Source organism: Herbaspirillum sp., from assembly GCF_035644555.1.
In the GTDB taxonomy this organism is placed as follows: domain Bacteria; phylum Pseudomonadota; class Gammaproteobacteria; order Burkholderiales; family Burkholderiaceae_D; genus Herbaspirillum.
The window spans coordinates 155,900-175,124 of the sequence record NZ_DASQOH010000006.1; the positions used below are offsets into that span (position 1 = coordinate 155,900).

Annotated in this window: 18 protein-coding genes and 1 pseudogene; 6 read left to right on the plus strand and 13 right to left on the minus strand. The window is 57.7% G+C overall.

Annotated elements, in window-relative coordinates:
* Positions 1–10 precede the first annotated feature (10 nt).
* The 3 genes from VE092_RS02395 to VE092_RS02405 form a co-directional block, all read right to left on the minus strand.
* The gene (locus VE092_RS02395; RefSeq protein ID WP_324873449.1) at positions 11–805 is read right to left on the minus strand and encodes a sulfite exporter TauE/SafE family protein; all 795 of its coding nucleotides are present in this window, start codon (positions 803–805) and stop codon (positions 11–13) included.
* Positions 806–844: 39 nt separating this feature from the next.
* Positions 845–2,512, minus strand: a complete 1,668-nt coding sequence (locus VE092_RS02400) for a TIGR01244 family sulfur transferase (protein WP_324873451.1) — start codon at positions 2,510–2,512, stop codon at positions 845–847.
* A gap of 65 nt (positions 2,513–2,577) precedes the next feature.
* The gene (locus VE092_RS02405; RefSeq protein ID WP_324873453.1) at positions 2,578–3,453 is read right to left on the minus strand and encodes an MBL fold metallo-hydrolase; all 876 of its coding nucleotides are present in this window, start codon (positions 3,451–3,453) and stop codon (positions 2,578–2,580) included.
* A gap of 220 nt (positions 3,454–3,673) precedes the next feature.
* Here VE092_RS02405 and VE092_RS02410 point away from each other — a divergent pair, with 220 nt between their 5' ends.
* Entirely contained in the window at positions 3,674–4,990 is a 1,317-nt protein-coding gene (locus tag VE092_RS02410; RefSeq protein ID WP_324873456.1) for a sigma-54-dependent Fis family transcriptional regulator, read from the plus strand.
* 14 nt (positions 4,991–5,004) lie between these two features.
* Here the strand turns inward: VE092_RS02410 and VE092_RS02415 are convergent, their stop codons facing one another.
* On the minus strand, positions 5,005–5,961 hold the full coding sequence (locus VE092_RS02415) for a site-specific integrase (RefSeq protein WP_324873458.1): 957 nt from the start codon (positions 5,959–5,961) through the stop codon (positions 5,005–5,007).
* 184 nt (positions 5,962–6,145) lie between these two features.
* Between VE092_RS02415 and VE092_RS02420 the strand changes: the two genes are divergently transcribed.
* Complete coding sequence (locus tag VE092_RS02420) at positions 6,146–7,195, plus strand: DNA-binding protein (protein WP_324873460.1); 1,050 nt, start codon at positions 6,146–6,148, stop codon at positions 7,193–7,195.
* A gap of 189 nt (positions 7,196–7,384) precedes the next feature.
* Here the strand turns inward: VE092_RS02420 and VE092_RS02425 are convergent, their stop codons facing one another.
* A complete protein-coding gene (locus tag VE092_RS02425; RefSeq protein WP_324873462.1) occupies positions 7,385–7,966 on the minus strand; it encodes a DUF305 domain-containing protein in 582 nt (193 codons plus the stop codon).
* 1,032 nt (positions 7,967–8,998) lie between these two features.
* On the opposite strand from VE092_RS02425, the gene VE092_RS02430 reads away from it, so the two are divergent.
* A complete protein-coding gene (locus VE092_RS02430; protein WP_324873465.1) occupies positions 8,999–9,253 on the plus strand; it encodes a type II toxin-antitoxin system Phd/YefM family antitoxin in 255 nt (84 codons plus the stop codon).
* Positions 9,254–9,499: 246 nt separating this feature from the next.
* Here VE092_RS02430 and VE092_RS02435 read toward each other — a convergent pair whose 3' ends face one another.
* The 7 genes from VE092_RS02435 to VE092_RS02465 form a co-directional block, all read right to left on the minus strand.
* A complete protein-coding gene (locus VE092_RS02435) occupies positions 9,500–9,781 on the minus strand; it encodes a hypothetical protein (RefSeq protein WP_324873468.1) in 282 nt (93 codons plus the stop codon).
* 71 nt (positions 9,782–9,852) lie between these two features.
* Entirely contained in the window at positions 9,853–10,452 is a 600-nt protein-coding gene (locus VE092_RS02440) for a hypothetical protein (protein WP_324873470.1), read from the minus strand.
* An 86-nt stretch (positions 10,453–10,538) separates the two neighbouring features.
* The gene (locus tag VE092_RS02445; protein ID WP_324873473.1) at positions 10,539–11,441 is read right to left on the minus strand and encodes a hypothetical protein; all 903 of its coding nucleotides are present in this window, start codon (positions 11,439–11,441) and stop codon (positions 10,539–10,541) included.
* Between the two features lie 3 nt (positions 11,442–11,444).
* On the minus strand, positions 11,445–12,143 hold the full coding sequence (locus tag VE092_RS02450) for an adenylate/guanylate cyclase domain-containing protein (RefSeq protein ID WP_324873475.1): 699 nt from the start codon (positions 12,141–12,143) through the stop codon (positions 11,445–11,447).
* Positions 12,144–12,154: 11 nt separating this feature from the next.
* Positions 12,155–13,069 (minus strand): TIR domain-containing protein, encoded by a 915-nt coding sequence (locus VE092_RS02455; protein ID WP_324873477.1) that lies wholly within the window; start codon positions 13,067–13,069, stop codon positions 12,155–12,157.
* A 9-nt stretch (positions 13,070–13,078) separates the two neighbouring features.
* Positions 13,079–13,909: an E2 domain-containing protein gene (locus VE092_RS02460; RefSeq protein WP_324873479.1), complete on the minus strand. Its 831-nt coding sequence runs from the start codon at positions 13,907–13,909 to the stop codon at positions 13,079–13,081.
* A complete protein-coding gene (locus VE092_RS02465) occupies positions 13,909–15,441 on the minus strand; it encodes an adenylate/guanylate cyclase domain-containing protein (protein WP_324873481.1) in 1,533 nt (510 codons plus the stop codon). Before VE092_RS02465 ends, VE092_RS02460 begins: the two co-directional genes overlap by 1 nt.
* Positions 15,442–15,561: 120 nt before the next feature.
* Here VE092_RS02465 and VE092_RS02470 point away from each other — a divergent pair, with 120 nt between their 5' ends.
* Positions 15,562–16,443 (plus strand): WYL domain-containing protein, encoded by an 882-nt coding sequence (locus VE092_RS02470; protein WP_324873483.1) that lies wholly within the window; start codon positions 15,562–15,564, stop codon positions 16,441–16,443.
* Positions 16,444–16,465: 22 nt separating this feature from the next.
* A complete protein-coding gene (locus VE092_RS02475) occupies positions 16,466–16,948 on the plus strand; it encodes a Pycsar system effector family protein (protein ID WP_324873485.1) in 483 nt (160 codons plus the stop codon).
* 361 nt (positions 16,949–17,309) lie between these two features.
* Here the strand turns inward: VE092_RS02475 and VE092_RS02480 are convergent, their stop codons facing one another.
* The gene (locus tag VE092_RS02480; RefSeq protein WP_324873487.1) at positions 17,310–18,122 is read right to left on the minus strand and encodes a site-specific integrase; all 813 of its coding nucleotides are present in this window, start codon (positions 18,120–18,122) and stop codon (positions 17,310–17,312) included.
* A gap of 138 nt (positions 18,123–18,260) precedes the next feature.
* Here VE092_RS02480 and VE092_RS02485 point away from each other — a divergent pair.
* Positions 18,261–19,225 (plus strand): annotated as a pseudogene (locus VE092_RS02485) (IS3 family transposase); the annotation flags it as partial.

Sequence of the window (19,225 nt, forward strand, 5' to 3'; positions counted from 1 at the left end):
TGGCGTACTCTCAATGCAGGGCCTTGACGATCAAGCCCAGCGCCACGCCCAGGCACACCAGCGAGAACGCCAGCTTCAGGTGCGCCGGATGCCAGCGCACCGCCAGCCGGCCGCCCAGCAGCATGCCCAGCAGCGCGCCGCCCGAAAACGGCAGGCCGATGGCCAGGTCGAAGTGGCCGTTGAGCATGCTGGTGCCGACGCCGGCCAGCGAGATCAAGGCGATCACCGCCAGCGAAGTCGATACCACCGACTGCATGGCCAGGTCGGAAAAGCGCTGCAGCGCCGGCACGATGACGAAGCCGCCGCCCACCCCCAGCAGGCCCGAGAGCAGTCCGGCCACGCCGCCCATGGCCGCCAGGCGGCTGGCGCAGCGCGGTGTCCAGACGAAGCGCCCGCTCTGGTCGCGCAGGCAGGGACAATCCACCGCGACGCTGGCCACCGTGCTCTTGCTACGGCGCGCATCGCGCCAGCCCTTGAGCGCGACCCATAGCATGACGGCCGCAAAGAGCAGGGTCAGGTAGCGCGTGTCCAGCTGATGGGCCAGCCAGGTGCCGGCCGGCGTCACGCCGATACCGATGACGGCCACCAGCAGGGCGGCGCGGTAGCGCACGATACCGGCGCGCAGGCCGATCAGCGCCCCCATGGCCGATGCGATCCCGACCGCCAGCAAGCCGATGGGGCCGGCCTGCGGCACACTCAGGTGCAGACCGAATACCAGCAGCGGGATGGCCAGTATCCCGCCGCCGGCGCCGGTCAACCCCATGATGCAGCCGACCAGGGCACCCAGCAGCAGGCTCAGGCCCATGGTGCCACCTCGCGCGTCGATTGCAGGCAGGTCACCGCGTTACCCCACCATTTCCGGCTGCGCCAGCCATTCATGGCCCTTGAGCATGCCTTTCCAGTACAGCGGCGGCAGGAGGCACTCCTTGAGCAGCCAGGCCAGTCGCGACGGCCGCCGGCCGTCCAGCAGCCAGGCCGGAAAACTGGGTGCCAGCCGGCCGCCATAGTTGAACTCGGCCAGCACGATCTTGCCGCGCTCCACCGTCAGCGGGCAGGAGCCGTAACCATCGTAGCGCGCCTGGCCAGCCTGCCGCCCCAGATTGAACAGCACGTTGTGCGCGACTACCGGCGCCTGCTTGCGCGCCGCCGCCGCGGTCTTGGCATTGGGCGTATTGGCCGCATCGCCGAGGCCGAAGATGTTGGCAAAACGCCGGTGCTGCAGAGTGGCCTGGTCGACCTCGATCCAGCCGGCCGCATCGGCCAGCGGACTGCTGCGAATGAAGTCCGGCGCGCTCTGGGGCGGCACCACATGAAGCATGTCAAAAGGGACCTGGCGCCGCTGTGACGTGCCGCCGGGCGCGCTCACGCTGAAGGTGGCGATCCGGCGCGCGCCATCGACGGCGGTGAGCGTCTCTGCGAAATGCAGGCCGATGCCATAGGCGCGGACATACTCCATGAGCGCTGGCACATAGTCGGCCACGCCGAACAATACCGCGCCGGCCGAATGGAATTGCACCCGCGACTGCGCCAGCACTCCAGCTCGGCGCCAGGCATCGCAGGACAGGTACATGGCCTTTTGCGGCGCGCCGGCGCACTTGATCGGCATGGGCGGCTGCGTGAACAGGGCAGTGCCGCCCTTGAAACGCTGCACCAGTTCCCAGGTATAGGGAGCCAGATCGTAACGGTAATTGGAGGTCACGCCATTGCGGCCCAGGGTATCGGTCAGGCCTTCGATAGCTTCCCAGTCCAGTTTCAGACCCGGGCAGACCACCAACTGGCCGTACTTCACCACCCGGCAGCCTTCCAGCAGCACGGCATTGCGCTCGGGTGCGAAGCCCGCGACCGCTGATTTGATCCAGTGCACGCCGCGCGGGATCAGCGCGCCCATCACCCGTGCCGTCTGCGTCGCCTGGAAGACGCCGCCGCCCACCAGGGTCCAGCCCGGCTGGTAGTAATGCACGTCGGCTGGATCGATGATGGCGATGTCCAACCCGGGCTGGCGCGCCAGCAGGCTGGCCGCCACCGAGATACCGGCCGCGCCGCCGCCGACGATGACCACTTCATGACTGGAATCGGCCACCGCGAAGGGCGCGGCCCCGGCCTGGGCGATACGCCGCAGCAGGGCACTCAGGTCGTAGCCGGCGGCGGTGGCGCGGGCCAGGATGTCGTCAGGGGACAGGCGGCCGGCCTGCGACAGCCCCCACAGGCTGACGCTGCGCATGCCGCTGCGGCAATAGGCCAGCACCGGCCCGGGCAGTTCCTCGAGCAGGCGGTCGAAGGCGGCCGCCTGCTCCTCTGCGAGCTGCCCCGGCGTGACCGGCAGGTAGCGCATTTCCAGGCCAGCGGCCGTGGCCTGTTGCGCGACTTCGTGAAAGCTCGGCTGGTCGCCGGCCTCCCCGTCTGGACGGTTGCAGATGATGGCCTTGAAGCCGGCGCCAACGATCTCTGTCATATCGGTAGGCGCGAGCTGGCCCGAGACGGCCAGATCGGCCGTCAATTGCTTGATGTGCATGGAAGGTCTCCTCGGGTGACAGGACCCCGGCCGGCGTTACCCGGTGATACCGGCCGGAGAGGGGATCAGACCGCGTCCAGCGGGATCTTCAGGTAACGCAGCCCATTGGCCTCGGGCGGCGGCAGCTGGCCGGCGCGCATGTTCACCTGCACGGACGGCAGCAGCAGCACCGGCATGGCCAGGGTGGCATCGCGGGCGCTACGCATGGCGACGAATTCATCCTCGCTGATGCCATCGCGTACGTGGATATTGCGTGCGCGCTCCTCGGCCACGGTGGTCTCGAACTGCAGGGCGCGGCCATTGGGCTGGTAGTCGTGGCAAAGATAGATCCGGGTCGACGGCGGCAGGCTCAGCACCTGCTTGATGGAGTGGAACAGGACGCGCGCATTGCCGCCCGGGAAATCGCAGCGCGCCGTGCCGTAATCGGGCATGAACAGGGTATCGCCCACGAAGGCAGCGGTCTGTTCGCCTTCTTCCACCACATAGGTGATGCAGGCCGGGGTATGCCCAGGCGTGTGCATCACGCGCGCCTGCAGCTGCCCGATACGGAACCGTTCACCGTCGGTGAAGAGATGGTCGAACTGGCTGCCGTCATGGGCAAACTCGCTGCCTGCGTTGAACAGCTTGCCGAACACGTCCTGCACCTGGCGGATATGCTCGCCGATGGCGATGCGCCCGCCCAGCTTGCGCTTGAGGTAGGGCGCGGCCGACAGGTGGTCGGCATGGGCGTGGGTTTCCAGTATCCACTGGACCGTCGCCCCCAGCTCGGCCACCCGCCGGATCAGCAGATCGGCGCTGGCGGTATCGGTGCGGCCGGATTTCGGGTCGTAATCCAGTACGCTGTCGAGCAGGGCGCATTGACCGCTCGCGCGGTCCAGCACGATATAGCTGACGGTACTGGTGGCGGGATCGAAATGTCCTTCGATGTGCAGATTGTCCATACGGATTCCTTCCTGGTCGATGTTTGATCCATATCAAGATATGTGCCAGCCTCCCCGGATGCTGCAAGTCCTTGATCTGGCGGCAAGGGGAACGCTGACGCCGCCGGCCGGGGCAGATTCTCCGCTGCCACTGACACTGCCAATTGGCAGTGGCATAATGCCAATTGGCAGTCCGACTGAACCCTGAGTCTTCACTTTCCCCCTTTCCGCGAGCGTGCGCATGCCACCTCTTCCCGACGTCCTGCAGGCTTTCCAGGTGCAGGCCTTGATTTCCTATCTGGATCACGAGCCCACGCCCATGATCGTGATGAACACCGAGTATGAAATCCTGGCCGCCAACGGCGCCTACCAGCGGCAGTTCGCCGTGGCCGGCAAGCCCTACCTCGGCCACAAATGCTATGCCATGTCGCATCACTACCAGGTGCCTTGCGACCAGGCTGGCGAGCATTGCCCGCTGCAAAGTGCCCTGGCCAGCAAGGGGCCGGACCGGGTGCTGCATGTCCATCACACCCCGCGCGGGCCGGAGCATGTGGACGTGGAGCTGCGGCCCATCATCGACGCCAGCCAGCAAGTGGTCGGTTTCGTGGAACGCCTGCAGACCGTGCGACATGCCTCGGTGCAGGCCAGCCGCCAGGGCCTGGTGGGCCAGTCGGGTGCCTTCAACCGGGCATTGGGAGAGCTGCAGCGGGTCGCTGCCTCGGAATTGCCGGTGTTGTTGCTGGGCGAATCCGGCAGCGGCAAGGAGTTGTTCGCACGGGCGGTGCACGAAGCCAGCCCCCGGGCGCGCGGACCTTTCGTGGTGGTGGATTGTTCCGGCCTGACCGATAGCCTGTTCGAAAGCGAATTGTTCGGCTATGAAAAAGGCGCCTTTACCGGTGCCCACGCCCGCAAGGCCGGACTGGTCGAAACCGCCCAGGGTGGGACGCTGTTTCTCGACGAGATCGGCGATGTGCCGCTAGGGATGCAAGTCAAGCTGTTGCGGCTGATCGAATCCGGCACCTATCGACGGGTGGGTGCGGTCGACACCCAGCAGGCCGAATTCCGCCTGGTGGCCGCGACTCACAAGCCCCTGTCGCAGATGGTGCTGGAAGGCGGATTCCGCCAGGACCTGTATTACCGCATCAGCGCATTTCCCATCCATCTGCCGGCACTGCGCGAGCGCCGCGACGACATTCCGCTGCTGGTGGAATCGCTGCTGCAGCGGGGCGGCGCGCTGCCGGGCAAGCGCCTCCGGACCTCGCCCGAGGCCATGGCGCAACTGATACGCCACGACTGGCCCGGCAACATCCGGGAATTGCGCAACGTGCTGGAACGTGCACGCCTGTTCGCCGACGATGGCGTCATCCGGCCCGAACATCTGGCATTGCAGCCCGCGATCTCCCTGCCATCCGCAGCGCCCGCCAGAGCGAAGACCGCCGCGACGGACCTCACGCAGATCGCCAGGCACTTCCAAGGCAGCCGCAAGGAACTGGCCGCCAGCCTGGGGATGAGCGAACGGACCTTGTACCGGCGCCTCAAGGCGGCCGGGCTGGCATAGTCTGTTGCCCGGCTCTAGCGGCCGCTGGCGGGGGCCGGCGGCAGCAGGCGCTCCAGCATCGCGCGGTGATAGGGGTCGGGGGAGTCCACATAACGGGACGCCGAATTGAGATTCTTCCAGCCTACGTATTCCATCAGGGTCCGCATTTCCCAGCCGTTCGCGCTGGCCCAGCTGGCGAACCCGCGCCGCAGTGAATGTGCGCTGTACAGGTGGACCTCGGCGACCCCGGCCGAATGCAGCAGGCGACGCAGCAGGGGGATGATGCTGGCGGCATGGATGGCCTCCTCGCTGATGCGGCCCCAGCGGTCGATGCCGCGCAGGACCGGCCCGCTGCGCAAGCCGCTGGCAGCCAGCCAGTCCAGATAAGCCGCTACCGGACATAGCCTGGACAACGCCGGCGTGAGATAGGTGCGGCCCTGCAGGCTGCGATCGGTCTTGGTGCGCGGCAGATGGATGCGCATGCCCTGGCCGGCCACCGCCTCGACGCGCTCGATCTCCAGCCGCGCCAGCTCGTCGCTGCGGAATCCGCGCCAGAACCCGACCAACAGCAGCGCCTTGTCCCGGCTGTAACGCAGCAGGTCGGCAAAGCGCCCCTGCTGGCGCGCCAGCTCATGTTCGCGTTCCAGCCAGGCCACGGTCTGTTCCAGCACATCCAGTTGCAGGGGACGGGCGCGTTTCTCCTGGGCCGGGTGCAGTTCCTGGATACCGCGCATCATCTTGCGCACCACCGGTGCCCGGGTCGGATCCGGAAAGCCCTGTTCCACATGCCACTGCCCCAGTGCAGACACTCTCTGCTTGAGTGTGTTATGGGCCAACACGCCGGCATAGCGGGCCAGGTAGCGCACCAGATTGTCGGCGGTGGCCGGCAGGAAGCCGCCCCATTCCTCCTCGAAGTGCTTCACCGCGGCGCGATAGCTGCGGCGCGTGTTTTCGCGGGTTGCGGCGTGCAGGTAGTCGTCGATGGCAATCATGGGCTGGCGCGCTGGAAGGGAGGTGTACGGCCGCGAGGCGCTGAAAGGGGCATTCTAGCCGATCACACTGGATAATGATCCAATATCCAATGTGAATTCACATCCCAAAAATGGGGAAACCCGTTTATATTTATTATGTAATTACGTATTATGTAATGCATTATCAAATAACGGAATCGAGATTATGGCGCGTACCGGGCTGTATAAATCCGACGTCAAGAAGGCCCGCGACACCCTGGTCGCCCTGGGGCGGCACCCTTCGGTGGACGCGGTGCGGGTGGAACTGGGCAACACCGGTTCCAAGAGCACCATCCACAAGTATCTGAAGGAACTGGAAGAAGAGGAGGGAAGCGCGCAACAGCCCCGCAGCATCAGTGCGGCCCTGCAGGAGATGGTGGAGCGCCTCGCGTCTCACTTGCAGGCCGAGGCCGATGAGCGCGTGAACGCCGCCAGGGACGAGGTGAGGGCGGTCTCGGCGCGGATGGAGCAGGCTCTGGCCGCGGCCAATGCGGCCAATGCGGATTTGTCGAGCCGGCTGGAGATGGCTGGAAAAGCCCTGATCGCGGCTCGTGCCGCCCACGAAAGCAGCCGGGAGGAATGCCAGCAACAAGCCGTTGCCCTGCGCGCCCTGGAGGTGCGCACCACCGGCTTGCAGGAACGCCTGCAGGAAAACGAGCTACATCGCATCTCCCTCGAAGACAAGCACCAGCACGCCCGCGCTGCCTTGGATCACTACCGCAGCGCCGCCAAGGAGCAGCGCGAGCAGGATCATCGGCAACATGAACAGCAATGCCAGGCTCTGCAGGCCGAACTGCGTCAATTGCGCCAGGAAGCCATCGTCAGACAGGGAGAGATCAGCCGTATCAACCAGGAGGGGGTCCGGCTGGTGGCCGAACTGTCGCATGCCCGGCAAGCGCTGGTGGAGCAACAGGCGTTGGCGGATCGACGCGAGCAGCAGATGGAAGCCTTGCGCCAGGTGGCCGCGACCCAGCAGTTGCTGGAAGCCCGGTTGACCGAGAAAAGTGACGCCCTCTTGCAATCCGACACCCGACTGGCCCAGGCCGAACAGGCCCTGGCCACGGCACGCCAGCAGTGGCAGCAGAGCGAACTGGAACTGGCCGCGGTGCGCGCCAGACTGGAAACGCACGAACTGATCCTGCGCGAGTTGCGCCATCCGGCTGAAGAGAAGAATGCGCAGTTGGAATCATCGCCCCCCGAGGGTGATGGATCTTGATGGAGGGCTGGCTAATGCCGGTGGCAGCCTCATAGGGCCAGGTAAGCACCAGCCATTCGCTATCCAGATCCTTATCGATCTCTGCTTGCGCTTGGCCAGCCGGTGATCCGCCGGCTTCACTGCTACCGTTCGGACCGACTGCAAGGGGATCACTTGTATGTTCAGATCAGTGCGCGATCCCGTGGCGCGCTAGCGCAACGGTTTCAAGGTATCGATACCGGTAGTGGCGTCGGTTTCGGGTGGGGGAGGGGGAACTTGCCGATCACGGTACGAGGGGAGATCGGGCGCAGAGTCCGGGGCCGGCTGTGATTCCAGCCGGGCAATAAGGGCCTTCATCTGGGCGATTTCGCGGATCTGTGCGTCGATGATGCCGTCCGCCAGTTTGCGCACTTGTGGATCCTTGATATGCGCGCGTTCGCTGGTCATGATGGCGATCGAATGGTGCGGGATCATGGCTTTCATATAGCTGATGTCATCTACCGTTTCCTGGCTGCGAACCAGCCAGAGTGCGCCGGCAAAGACGACGATGCTGCCGACGAAAATGGCAATATTGACGCGCCGGCTCCTGTACATCGACGCCATGAAGGCGAGCATAATGAACGCCATGCTCGCGCCCATCAGCAAGGCCATCCACATGCGCGTCTGGCTGAATTCGATATGGCTGAGGACGTAGGTGTTCAAGTACATCAGCCCGTACATCACCGCCGTCGAACTTGCGATCATTGCCCAAAACCGGCCGTATCCCATTTTCATGGAGCTGTCATTTTCCATGCTTTTCTCCTGTCGAGTGATCCACTAGCAGTGATTTGCCGCGCTTCCTTGAGTCGTTCCGCAACCCGACGAACGCAGCCCAGGTCGGAAGAGCTTTGACACCTCAGAGTGACATCTCTGCTGTGGAGATCGCTTCATGAGATATCGCCTGAATGACAGGGGCAGTCATTGAAAGTTGCAGCGGGAGGATGGTGGCCTTGCTGTCGCGCTGGGAATGTTCGTGTGGCGTTTGCTGGTTCGCTGAGGTGAATGGGCCTTATTGGAATACTTCGGATGGCGCGCATTGCCTATATCATTTTACATAATACAAATTATGCGAAGTTCGATGGCAGCAAAGCAACATCACCGAATGTCACCATAGCCCGGAATTGCCGCCTTTTTAGGCGGCTTTTTCTTAAAGCCCCGCGAAGTAAAAGTTTGAATTAATTGGAACTAAAAGTTTAAATTCAATGTTTTGCAGAGAATTCAAACTTTTAGTTCCTCACATGAGCGTCGCCAGCATCCGCCAAATGGGATTAAGGAGTGATGAGGCGTTTGTTATCTGCTGCTTTTGGAGAATTAACAGCTCACAAACAGAGCATTTAAACTTTTACTTCCAATGAATCCTTTAGCAACTCGATTGAAACCCCTGTAGCTTATGGCAAAAATGAGGACTAGCAAGTTTTGTCGAATGGAGGCTGGTTGAAGGATATTCAAACTTTTAGTTCTATTTGCGCGGAAACGTGAATACCCTGGAACTGGAAAAGTGCCGAGGTCTGCAGCTAAATTAAATTGGGTGCTAGTCCTTGGAAATCCTTGTAGACCTTACCGCGGTGCGATAAGATTCAGTTAAATCGCCTGGTAGTCCTCATCCCCGGAAACGGTTCTAGTCGGCTGCCGAGTTTCAGGCAAAACGCAAGCGAAAGCCCGCCTCTGGCGGGCTTTCTCCATTTCTGGCTTCCGTTTTGCATCTTGCCAGCGCGGAGAAGTAAAAATACCCTGATTCCGGCAGTAACAATACTGCTGTAGCCCTATTAAAACTTGGCGGAGGTCATGATGATCACTACTTTTTCCGATCGAGAATTCAACCGAAATGTGACAAAGGCAAAAAAGGCCAGCCTTAACGGGCCGGTTTTTATCACCGACCGCGGCCAGCCAACGCATGTTCTACTGAGTCTTGCGGAATATCAACGTCTCACATCCAAGCACCAGAACATCGCTGACGCCCTGGCAATGCCAGGTGTTGGAGATATCGACTTTGACGCACCACGTTCGAATATTGGCCTGAAGCCCCCTGATTTTTCGTGATGTACGTGCCAAGTCAGATCGGCTATTTCCTCATACAACTTGCTATAGGTGAGACTTTGCGGGAACCTCAGCTTCAAAAACGATGCCCACAAGAGCCTGCAGTCGTAAGGGGGGCACACTGGCTACTCGCTGCATTTCTAAGGAGAAAGGGCGTGTATATCCAAATAGGAAGCAGTAAGGTCTATGCTGTTCCAGCACTGGCGCCCTCCTCTATTTCTCCCCAATTAATATCCAGTTTTTCGAAGGTCAGTTCAGCGAACTTTCAGGCACATGCGAAGCCGCCTCTTGCATGGCTTGCCGATAGGCTGGCTGGCTCTCATGGGTGAGACGTGCTATCTGGTTCAGTTGGCGTCTGAACTCGCGAGCACATGCGTTCTTGTCGACCCCCACCACGACGCCAAAATGATGAAGGGCATCCCGAACGGTCTGCTCTAGTCGATTGGCGACGTCTTCACCATCCAGGGCTTTGACTGCCAAAGCTTGGATTTTCTCTACGTATTGTCGGATTGGCGCGTCAATAGAAGACATTTTTTTTCCTTTCAAATTGTCACGAAACTAGACTAGCGATTTACCGTGTAGCGAAGCTGCCGCCACTCCGATCAAGACCCAATCAGGACTTTGGCGACTTCAACGAATGGAGTTAAGCAGAGTGCTAGGACATGGGCATACATCAAGCAGAGGAAAAGTACACTCAATTCGAATCTGCAGAACTCAAAGCCATTCACTGCCTTGTAGCGGCGGCCAACCAAGAGCTTAACCAGTTGCTGACGCGGCACTGTATAGATCAAGTCCCAGTACTGCGTGCCACGAAAGACTCGCCAGGCCGCAATAGGTGTCGCAACAAAAACCATACCAATCATAATGATGGCCGTGTAGTTGTTGCTGTAATTTACATGCGAGACCGACTGGTAGGTGTGAGCGAATGCGTTAACTATAGCTATTGCAAAATACACGCCTCCGACGAGTACAACCCCGATAGTGGCCATACTTAGGCCTACACGAAGGAGCCTCTTAGAGAGGCGCACACTGAGGCGCGTATGGGCTCGTTGACCCTCGACTATCAGCATGGGCAGAATGGCAGTGAACACCATAATGATCTTGTCAAGAACGTCGACCCCGGTCTTCGCAATGAAGAACGATGCTCCCATCGTCACCGCGCGGGAGAGAAACTTCCAATAGAATTGTTCATCTTGAGTCAAGGAAGTCCAGTATTGTTCGGTGATTCCCCGTCGTTGCATGTACCTGCCCTTTCTAATCAGTGTTGCCTTTGGCCTTCTAAGATTTGCTACTTTGATGCCGGAGTGAGCCGGCGGATTTCACCCTTCAATGCCTCCACCAGCCTCTCATTTTCTTTGGCGCCATCCCGGGCATCCATCAATGTGACGTAAGAGAACGCCGTCGAAACGACCAGCGCAAGAATCGACACAGCAAAACCACCGATAGCGAACCAGGTCGCCCAAAACGCTTGCCGTTCTGCCTTGATCGAGTTCGCCATGAAATCCATTTGCATTCCGGTGGCCGTTGCATTCATGCTCTGAATCAGAGCAGCACATTCAGCCGCGAGATCGCGCATTGAGGCATTGTGCTCAACGATTTCCTGTAGGTGCTGGTTGGTGCGTACGGCGGGCGACACTAGCGGCTGCAGCTCTATTGGTTTGACGGCCTCGCGTCCCGAAGGGGAACGTATCTTTTCAATAGCACTGCCAAGTTTTGCCGCTCTTTGAGCGGTTTCAGACATGCTGCGTATAGTGCCTTGGTCAAAAAATGACACAAGCGAGGAGAAATGGGTGGACTTAAAGTAATCCGGAACCAAATGATCGGGGATCTTTGTATATTGTTTCCAGGAGCGGAGAAGAAAATCTGGTGCACTTTCGTCTGCTTGCCTAGTAGTTTCTGGAAGCGAATCCAGTCGATCGGGCATTAAATTAGTGTCAACCAAACGAAGGCAGAAAAGATCTAGCTCTTCTTCGGTCACCGCTTCTATTTCCTGCGGCTCTAACGATGTCCCGTCGACCGATTTTTTCGCTAACAGCTCCAGCATACATTTTGCAATGGCAGGGGCATCCGCCCCTGCACGCTCTTTTTTCTGGATGGCCCCCATATCCCCGGCTGTCAATCGCCGGCAATGTACGTCACCGACAGCGCTAAGTCCTAGGTTAAATCCCTTTTCAACTTCTTTTTTGGTCATTCTTTATACGAAGGATTGCTTCCAGTTGCATCTATAAATGGTTGCATTGCCCATTGCGGGCCAGGGATGTATTTCCCACATATGCACGTTTTGGCTGACTTTTACTGTGTCTGACATGCCGTTGTACACGTCAGCGGTAATCCAAGTCGCAGGGCCCGGCTGACTTGTTAGTTTCGCAGCATAGTTTGCAGCCCTACCAACCCAAACTATGTCGTTGTCGCCGTGGATACCTACGCGGGCGGCACGAATTGGGCTTGTATCTATGCCGACAACATGGTTCAGCCGGAAATCTGCACCTGGATAAAGTCGAAGAATGGCAGGCTGGATAATGTCGATGACCGCAGCATTGATTTGGAGAGCGGCTGTAACTGCGCTCGTATTCTTTGAGCCACCGAAAAAGATCGCCATCACACGATCGCCGTCGTAAGCGGTGATCGTACCGCCGCATTCTCGAATAATTTGTGAAGCGCAGCGGAGAAACATCTTGTAGACCTCGGCAGAGAACCACCACACGTATTTATCCACCATTGCGGTTGAACCATCCAGGTCTGCATATAAGACCGTGGCATTTTCCAGGGTGATTGCGTGATTGGTGTTAAGCCGAAGTCTCTCTGCGACTGGCACTACGACACCCACATTAATATCCCACTCATTGTGCAGGATGGCGTGTACCTCAGCCTCAAGTCGGGCGCGAAGAGTCAAGATTGATGCTCCTAGCCCACATTGGATCCAAGACGTTTAATGTGATCACGAATCTGGTTGCATGCCGGCGCGATCAGCGCAGCCATATCTTCCCCAGGCTCGTAGCGATATGGCACGGTGGTAATCCCGGAAAGGTCGCTGGGGAGCTTCACGCCATGGTCTCTGGGCTCCATCAAAATGGCGCGGTCCTTCCCGAGACGTCCCATAAAGAGTCCAAGTTCAAAGATTACGTTGTCACGTGGCACGGGCCAATCTTTTCCCCGATATGCGGCCGTGTCGTCAGCATGGGCGACTGCGATTGCAAAATCACAGCGATCCAACTGATCTTCGAGGCTTTGCAGAGTGTAGTTGGCAATTTTGAACACGCCATTCGTCCAAACGACGGGAAGAAACTCGTCGTGCGCGAAATGGTTTTCCATTGCGCGGACAATAGGTAACGACTCAACTGAAGAAATGACGAAGACGCGAATGCGGTCTCGCTTCTCGTTGATGAGAGAGTTGCGCTGGAACAGTCGACGTGCCAATTCTTTAGCAAAGAGCCGATAAATGACAGGAAATTGATTGGCGAGCTCCGAAATGTGCGGTTCGCTTACCTTGGCAACGACGGTGTGTTCTAAGCCAAAAACGGTTGCAGCCCTGGGATTCGTTGGATCTAAGACCGACATTTCACCGACGGAATTGCCGGCCATTCGGGCTGCGATTTGCCTTCCGTTGACATCAATACCGAGGGAGCCAGCAAGAATAAAGTAAACGTCAGAATCATAGGCCCCCTGCTCTATTAGCTTTTCTCCTCGATTTACCTGAAGCAGCTCCGCTCGATCATAAAGTTGTTCCGCCAACTCCCTGTTGCCGACAACGATGCGCTGATCCAAGAGCGCCTCAATGGTACGGCGCCGCCCTGCTTCCCCTTGATATCGTTCCAGCATGCCGAATTCCTATCCTTCAGTAACTGTCGTTATGACGCCGTTAGCTGCAAGTGGGCAGCTCGCCATCTTTCCGCAACACTGCTTGCCTTTGTAGTTCGCCCAGAACTTCTCTTCTTCCTTTTCCCATTTCACGAGCTCGAGAGCGAGATCTCTGGCGGCATCAGCATGGCGGGGGCACTTTCTAAGCGCAACCGGTCGACCATTCTTTCGCTTTCTGAGACCGCAAAGACAGGGCTGGCGCAAGCGGGTGACAGCCGCTTTGAACGTGGGCTGATGGAGTATTCGAACTGAGTACAAAAGGCTTCCCTGCTGCGAAACGTAGATCATCTGAGGGCGTCGTCCGTGCGGGCCCTTCTGTTTTGCTTGAACACGTCGACGTTTAACCTCAGCTTCGAGTTGAGAGGTGATTCTTGCCGCAGCTGCAATTGCTTTTTGCTGATGTGAAGCAGCGTTGCCATGAGCCCAAGCATTGTCATCTGGCCATCGTCGAAGCTTTTCCGCGCGCTCTTGAAGTTTCAGATAACCGAGAAGCGTCGCCCACCAGGTGTGTGCGGCTTCATCGGAGTCAATTTTCAGGGACATCTCCCCCTGCCAGTACATGCAAAAAGTACCATCGCCATTGATATGGCGCTCAGGACATCGTGCGGGTAAGCGAGCAGGTGTCTCCTCCTGCGCGCTTACGTTCCCATCCATTGCTCGTGCGAGAATACGGTAAGGGGCAATCCGGTTGTCCGCCCTACGAAGTCTAACGTCGAGCGTAAGGCTGTAGGTGTCGTGCTCGACCACTTGCGACTCATATTCAGCCGCAAGTGAGGCGATCAATTCGAGGGCGTAGACCATTAGATGCTGGCGTGCGGGCGCACTTCGCGGTCAGCGGCTTTGATAATGGCAGGCGATGCTGCTGCCTTTTCGAAGCCGGAATTCCTAGAGGCCTTCGCATCCTCATCGCCGCTATTGGAAAGCGCCTCTGTCGCTTCGTTGTAATCGAGATCGCTGACTTTACGGTTATCGTTAAACAAGTCCTTTACCGCTTGGCTTGCCTTGTCATAGGCAAGTGGGCCAATCGCCGTTTGGGTGCCTGTACAACGCCCCTGCTCTACTTCTGAAGTCAAAACGCCACGGCTCACCGCGCAGCGAACACGATCGCCCTTAATTCCAAGGCGGCTGATCGCAATGGGGCCGAATTCAAAACCAATGGCTAGGCCCAATCCGGCAGTATCTACGCCGTCGTCAGCCAGCTTTTCCAGAGCAAGGTCAAAACTGCTCCGCAATGCGCCGGCGCAAAGAGTAGTGTCAGTGATCGTCTTTTCGACTTCGGTCGTTTGAGCCGTGCCCTCACACAGGACCGCATGGATGCAGTCGCCGACGAAACGAATTCGACGGCCTTCGAAGTCTTCCTTGACCACGCGTTCCAGTTCGGCCCGGATCACGTGCAGACATCTCACAACGTCTTCCGCTTGGTCATCGATATGGTCAGCGACGTACTTCGTAAAGCCGTCGATATCAGCATAGATGGACGTCGCGTCTTGGCGCCGCGAGTTGGCCGGCGTCAGGTCAAGGATAGGAAGGTTTTTCATCGGCGGCGTATGCCCCGAGAATTGGAATTGACCAATGGGATTGTTTTCGAGATCTTCGCGCCAGTCATCCACGATCTCATCGACTGTCACATCAAGATCCGCCGCCGTCTGGCAGTTCTCGATTTCCGCAGCTGTAAGTGCGGTCAATCTCGGCTTGTCCAATTCGGCGAGGCCAATGGCCAAACGAGCTTTGTTGGTCAGATAAATGCCCGTTTTGCTCCCTGCTGCAAATTTTGCCGCGTGGTTGGCGGGTTCACCTAGGAAAAGTGGTTCACGATTGCCATTGCGGCCGTTATTGACCGCCAGGGCCAAGCCCGAGTCGATGCCGACGCGCACCTTTGCCGCCGGGATATGTTCATCATCATCTCCTGTTTGCTGCAGTACATCGATGATGAGCTGTGCAATGGCGACGGCTTTTTGCACACGTTTCTTTTCGGCATCATCCTCAGTGTTGTAAGGTTTAGCGATAAGCGAGTGCAAACGTTGATTATGGAAGTCAATCCGTTTGGCTTCGGTACGGCCCAGAATTCGGTTGACCGCACGATAGTGCTGGTTCAAGAAGCGCAATGTCCGTCGATGGCACTCGACGCCCTCCACTTCTGTGCAATTGAGCATTTCGTCCAGATTCAAAATGTCGGCATAGAGGTGCACACCATCGACTCGGTAAGCCTTGTTGGTCGCAATCTTCTCCAAGCTCATATCGCGCTTGTAGTCGATGATCGTTACCTCTTTGACATCTTCGAGTCGCTTTTCGATTTGTTCGCCAGCTTCCTCGTTGTCCCAGCTATGTGCCATTTCGAACCTCCAGACGTAAATATTGATCAATTAACTTGAGAAATCCCTGTTCTTTCCGCCCCTGTATGTAATACTTCCGATTATGGATATAGAAACTATACCCGTCAAGTAACTATGCGCATGTCACAACCTAAAGAAGGAATCCGCTGGGGCACTGAGCGCCGGCTGGAATTTATTGAATTTCGAATGTTCTGGGAGGGAGGGATCAACCGCTCCGATATCGTTGATCGATTCGGGGTATCAGTGCCACAGGCCTCCGCGGATATTTCCCTATACCAACAGGTTGCCCCGGATAATGTGCTCTACGATTCCAGCCAAAAGCGCTATGTGCCAACCCCCGCGTTCATCCCGCAATTTTTAAGGCCAAGCGCAGACAAGTATTTGGCGGAAATCAAATCGATCGCTGATGGTGTAGTTGATCGAGGTGATACCTGGTTACAGGCCCCCTTGCCTGCCGATGCGATGAGCGTGCCGCGTGGTGTTGTCGACATCACGCTACTACGGAGCGTGGTTCAGGCGGTAAGAACTAAGCAGTCGGTTGAAATCGAGTATCAATCCATGAACCAGGAGCGCCCGGAGCGACTGTGGCGTCGGGTGACACCGCATGCCTTTGGATTTGACGGTGTACGCTGGCATGTCCGGGCTTTTTGTCACATCAGCCATAAATTCAAGGATTTCAGACTTTCGCGTTGCAGTGGCTTGCGCAATTTTGGCGAACCTGCTGCGGGAGCGGATGAGGATGAAGGCTGGAATCGCTACTTCGAGGTGGTGCTAGTGCCGCACAAGGGATTAAGCGAGTCGCAGAAGAAAACAGTCGCACTGGACTATGCAATGTCAGATGGGCGATTGGTTCTGTCTATTCGAATGGCGCTGCTCTTTTACTTCTTTAAGCGCATGCGCCTGGACTTCAATGCATACGACTCAAGTCCCTATGCGAATCCTCTTGAAATAGAGAACGAAGAAGCGTTCCAGACGGCGCTTGCTATGGCCAACAAAATATAAGAAACGGTTACTTGGGGGAGTGATGAGCAAAGAGAAAATATCGACGGCTCAATGGGTGCTGGAGAGACAAATCAACTGGATCGCGACAGCCGATGTCAAGGTAGGAGTGTTAATCACGCTAGATGTGGCCATGCTTGGTGGCTTGGCAGCTGCGTTCACCCAAGAAGACAGTTATAGATCGATGTGGCTCTATCATTGGTGCGGTGCTGCGGTGATTTTCCTTACGCTGTCTATCGCGTGTGCTGCTTTTGCGGTATTTCCAAGGCTCGGTGCGCCGAAGCCATCATTGCTGTTTTTTGGTTCCGTCAATAGCAGGCCGATGGATGAGTACGTAAAGCTCTTCAAGGATGCTACTGACGATCAGATATTGGAAGATTGGAGCACTCAAATCTATCGAAATGCCCAAATCGCTTCACAAAAGCATCATTGGGTTCGATGGGCATTGAAAGCTGCTTTCGCGGGTGCCCTACCCTGGTTGGTATCGATTGGGCTGCTCGTAAAATAGCGCACCTCATACCGCTCTAAGCCTCCATTAGGATATCCCCCCATTTTTTCCATACATAATTAGGGCGGCTTACCCACCGCAAGCACTCTAAGCCCCTCTCGTAGGGGCTTTTTTTCGTTCTTACTTTGACGTAGTTATTCCATATCGATACATTGTATGTATCGGAGACAGTCCTCGCAGCTCAACTCGCAAGATGCAATTGATGAAACCCTTTTCATTGCGCAATTGCGTATCTCATTGATAGTGGGGGGGGCGCCTAGCCGCGGCTCATTTGCTGGAATTTCACGAGAAGACTCGTCTGCAGAAAGCTTGCGGCTTGATTGCCAGCGTTGTACCTCCAGGGCATCTCCGAGAAACGGGATCAAGCAGGTGGCTTTCGAAGTAGGTGTCGCGCAGCATTCTCTTCAAAACGGCCGGCCTCCTCGATGTACCCCTGCACAGTGCCGTCATGTCGCCAGCCGCCTTGCCGTTTGATGTCTCGGAAATCCGCGCCGGCGCGATAGGCGCTAGTCGCCATGCCACGGCGCAGGCTGTGACTGGAAAGATCTGGGACATAGTTCAGCCCGGCCAATGCTGCACAGTCGGCCAGGATCGTATTGATGCTCGCCGGGTGGAGGGCTCGCTCACCGACCATTTCCCATTTATTAATCGACCGGAAAACAGCGCCGCCGTCGATGCTAGCTGCGTCCAGCCAGGTGCGCAGTGCTGTGGCCGGGCAGCAGGTGCCGGTGCCGTAAGGAATAGCCTTGATGATGCCTTGTCCTTGTTGGTCGGTCTTGGAGCGTTGCAATGTGATGACCAGACCGTCCGGCTCCCATGCAATATCAGCAAACTGCAGCGCGGCCAGCTCGCTGCGGCGATATCCGCCAAAAAAACCCAGTTGCAGCAAGGCGCTATCGCGTTTTGCCTTGATGGTTTTCAGGCTGGCCAGCTTACAGACGATTTTTTCAAGATCTTCGATAGGCAGGGCCTTGGCCTGTTTTTTGGGGCGACCATGGGTCCGAGCTATACCTTTGAGCGTCTTTCGCACGGTGGCGGTGCCGGCTAGATCAGGGAACCCTTGATACACGTGCCACTGAGACAGCGCAGTCAACCGCAAGGCGAGAGTGCGGGCGTTGTGGGTTCCGGCATGCGCCAGCAAATACCGAATGATCCCTTTTTCGTCGGCGGGCAATACACCACCCCTTCCCAGAAAATGGCGAATGGCCGAGCGATAGGTTCGGCGGGTATTTTCCGAGGTGGCTGTGACCTGAGACGAATTTTGTAGCCACCGGATAAGTGAGTTCTTTATGCTAACGCCAAGGAGAACTCAATGAAGAAGCGATTTACGGACGAACAGATCATCAGCATCTTGCGAGAGGCAGAGAGCAAGGAGATTGCTACGGTAGATCTATGCAAGCGCCACAACATTACTGAGCAGACCTTTTACCGCTGGAGAAACAAGTTTGGCGGTATGGATGTCTCGGATGCCCGGCGGCTCAGAGAGCTTGAATCCGAGAACGACAAGCTCAAACGCATGGTGGCAGAACAGTTGCTGGTGATTGATGGCTTGAAGGAGTTAAGCCGAAAAAAATGATGACCTCCGCGGGCCGGCGCGAAGCGCTGGAAGTCCTTACTCGTCGGGGGCTATCGCAACGCAAGGCATGTCGTTATCTGGAACTGAGCCGTCGGGTAGCAGGTTATCAGTTGCTACAACCTGAAAAGGATCGGAGCCTGACGCAGCAGCTGATCGCGGCATCGCAAGAGGTCCCTCGATTCGGCTATCTGCGTATGTCTGCCTGGCTGGCCTTGGGCGAGTCCCGAGTGCGACGGCTCTGGAGCTCGCTCAAACTGGGCATTCCACGAAAGCGGCCTCGCAGGCGTCGATGCGGCAACGACATTCGGCTACCTGGAGCAACCAAGCCCAATTCGGTCTGGAGCTACGACTTTGTTCATGACCAGATGGTGGATGGACGCTCATTGAAGATGCTGTGCGTGATCGATGAATACACCCGGGAATGCCTGGCCATCGAAGTTGCTGCCAGTTTGCGCTCCCAGGATGTCATCCTGACGCTCTCGCGATTGATGCGGTTACATGGAAAGCCGGGCTACGTAAGGTCGGACAACGGCGCCGAGTTCACAGCGGCCAAGGTCATGCGCTGGCTGCGGGATGCCTCCGTTGGTCCGGCCTTCATCGCGCCAGGCAGTCCATGGCAGAACGGATTCGTGGAAAGCTTCAATGGCAAGCTGCGTGACGAACTGCTTAACCGGGAGTGGTTCCGCAGCCGGGCAGAAGCG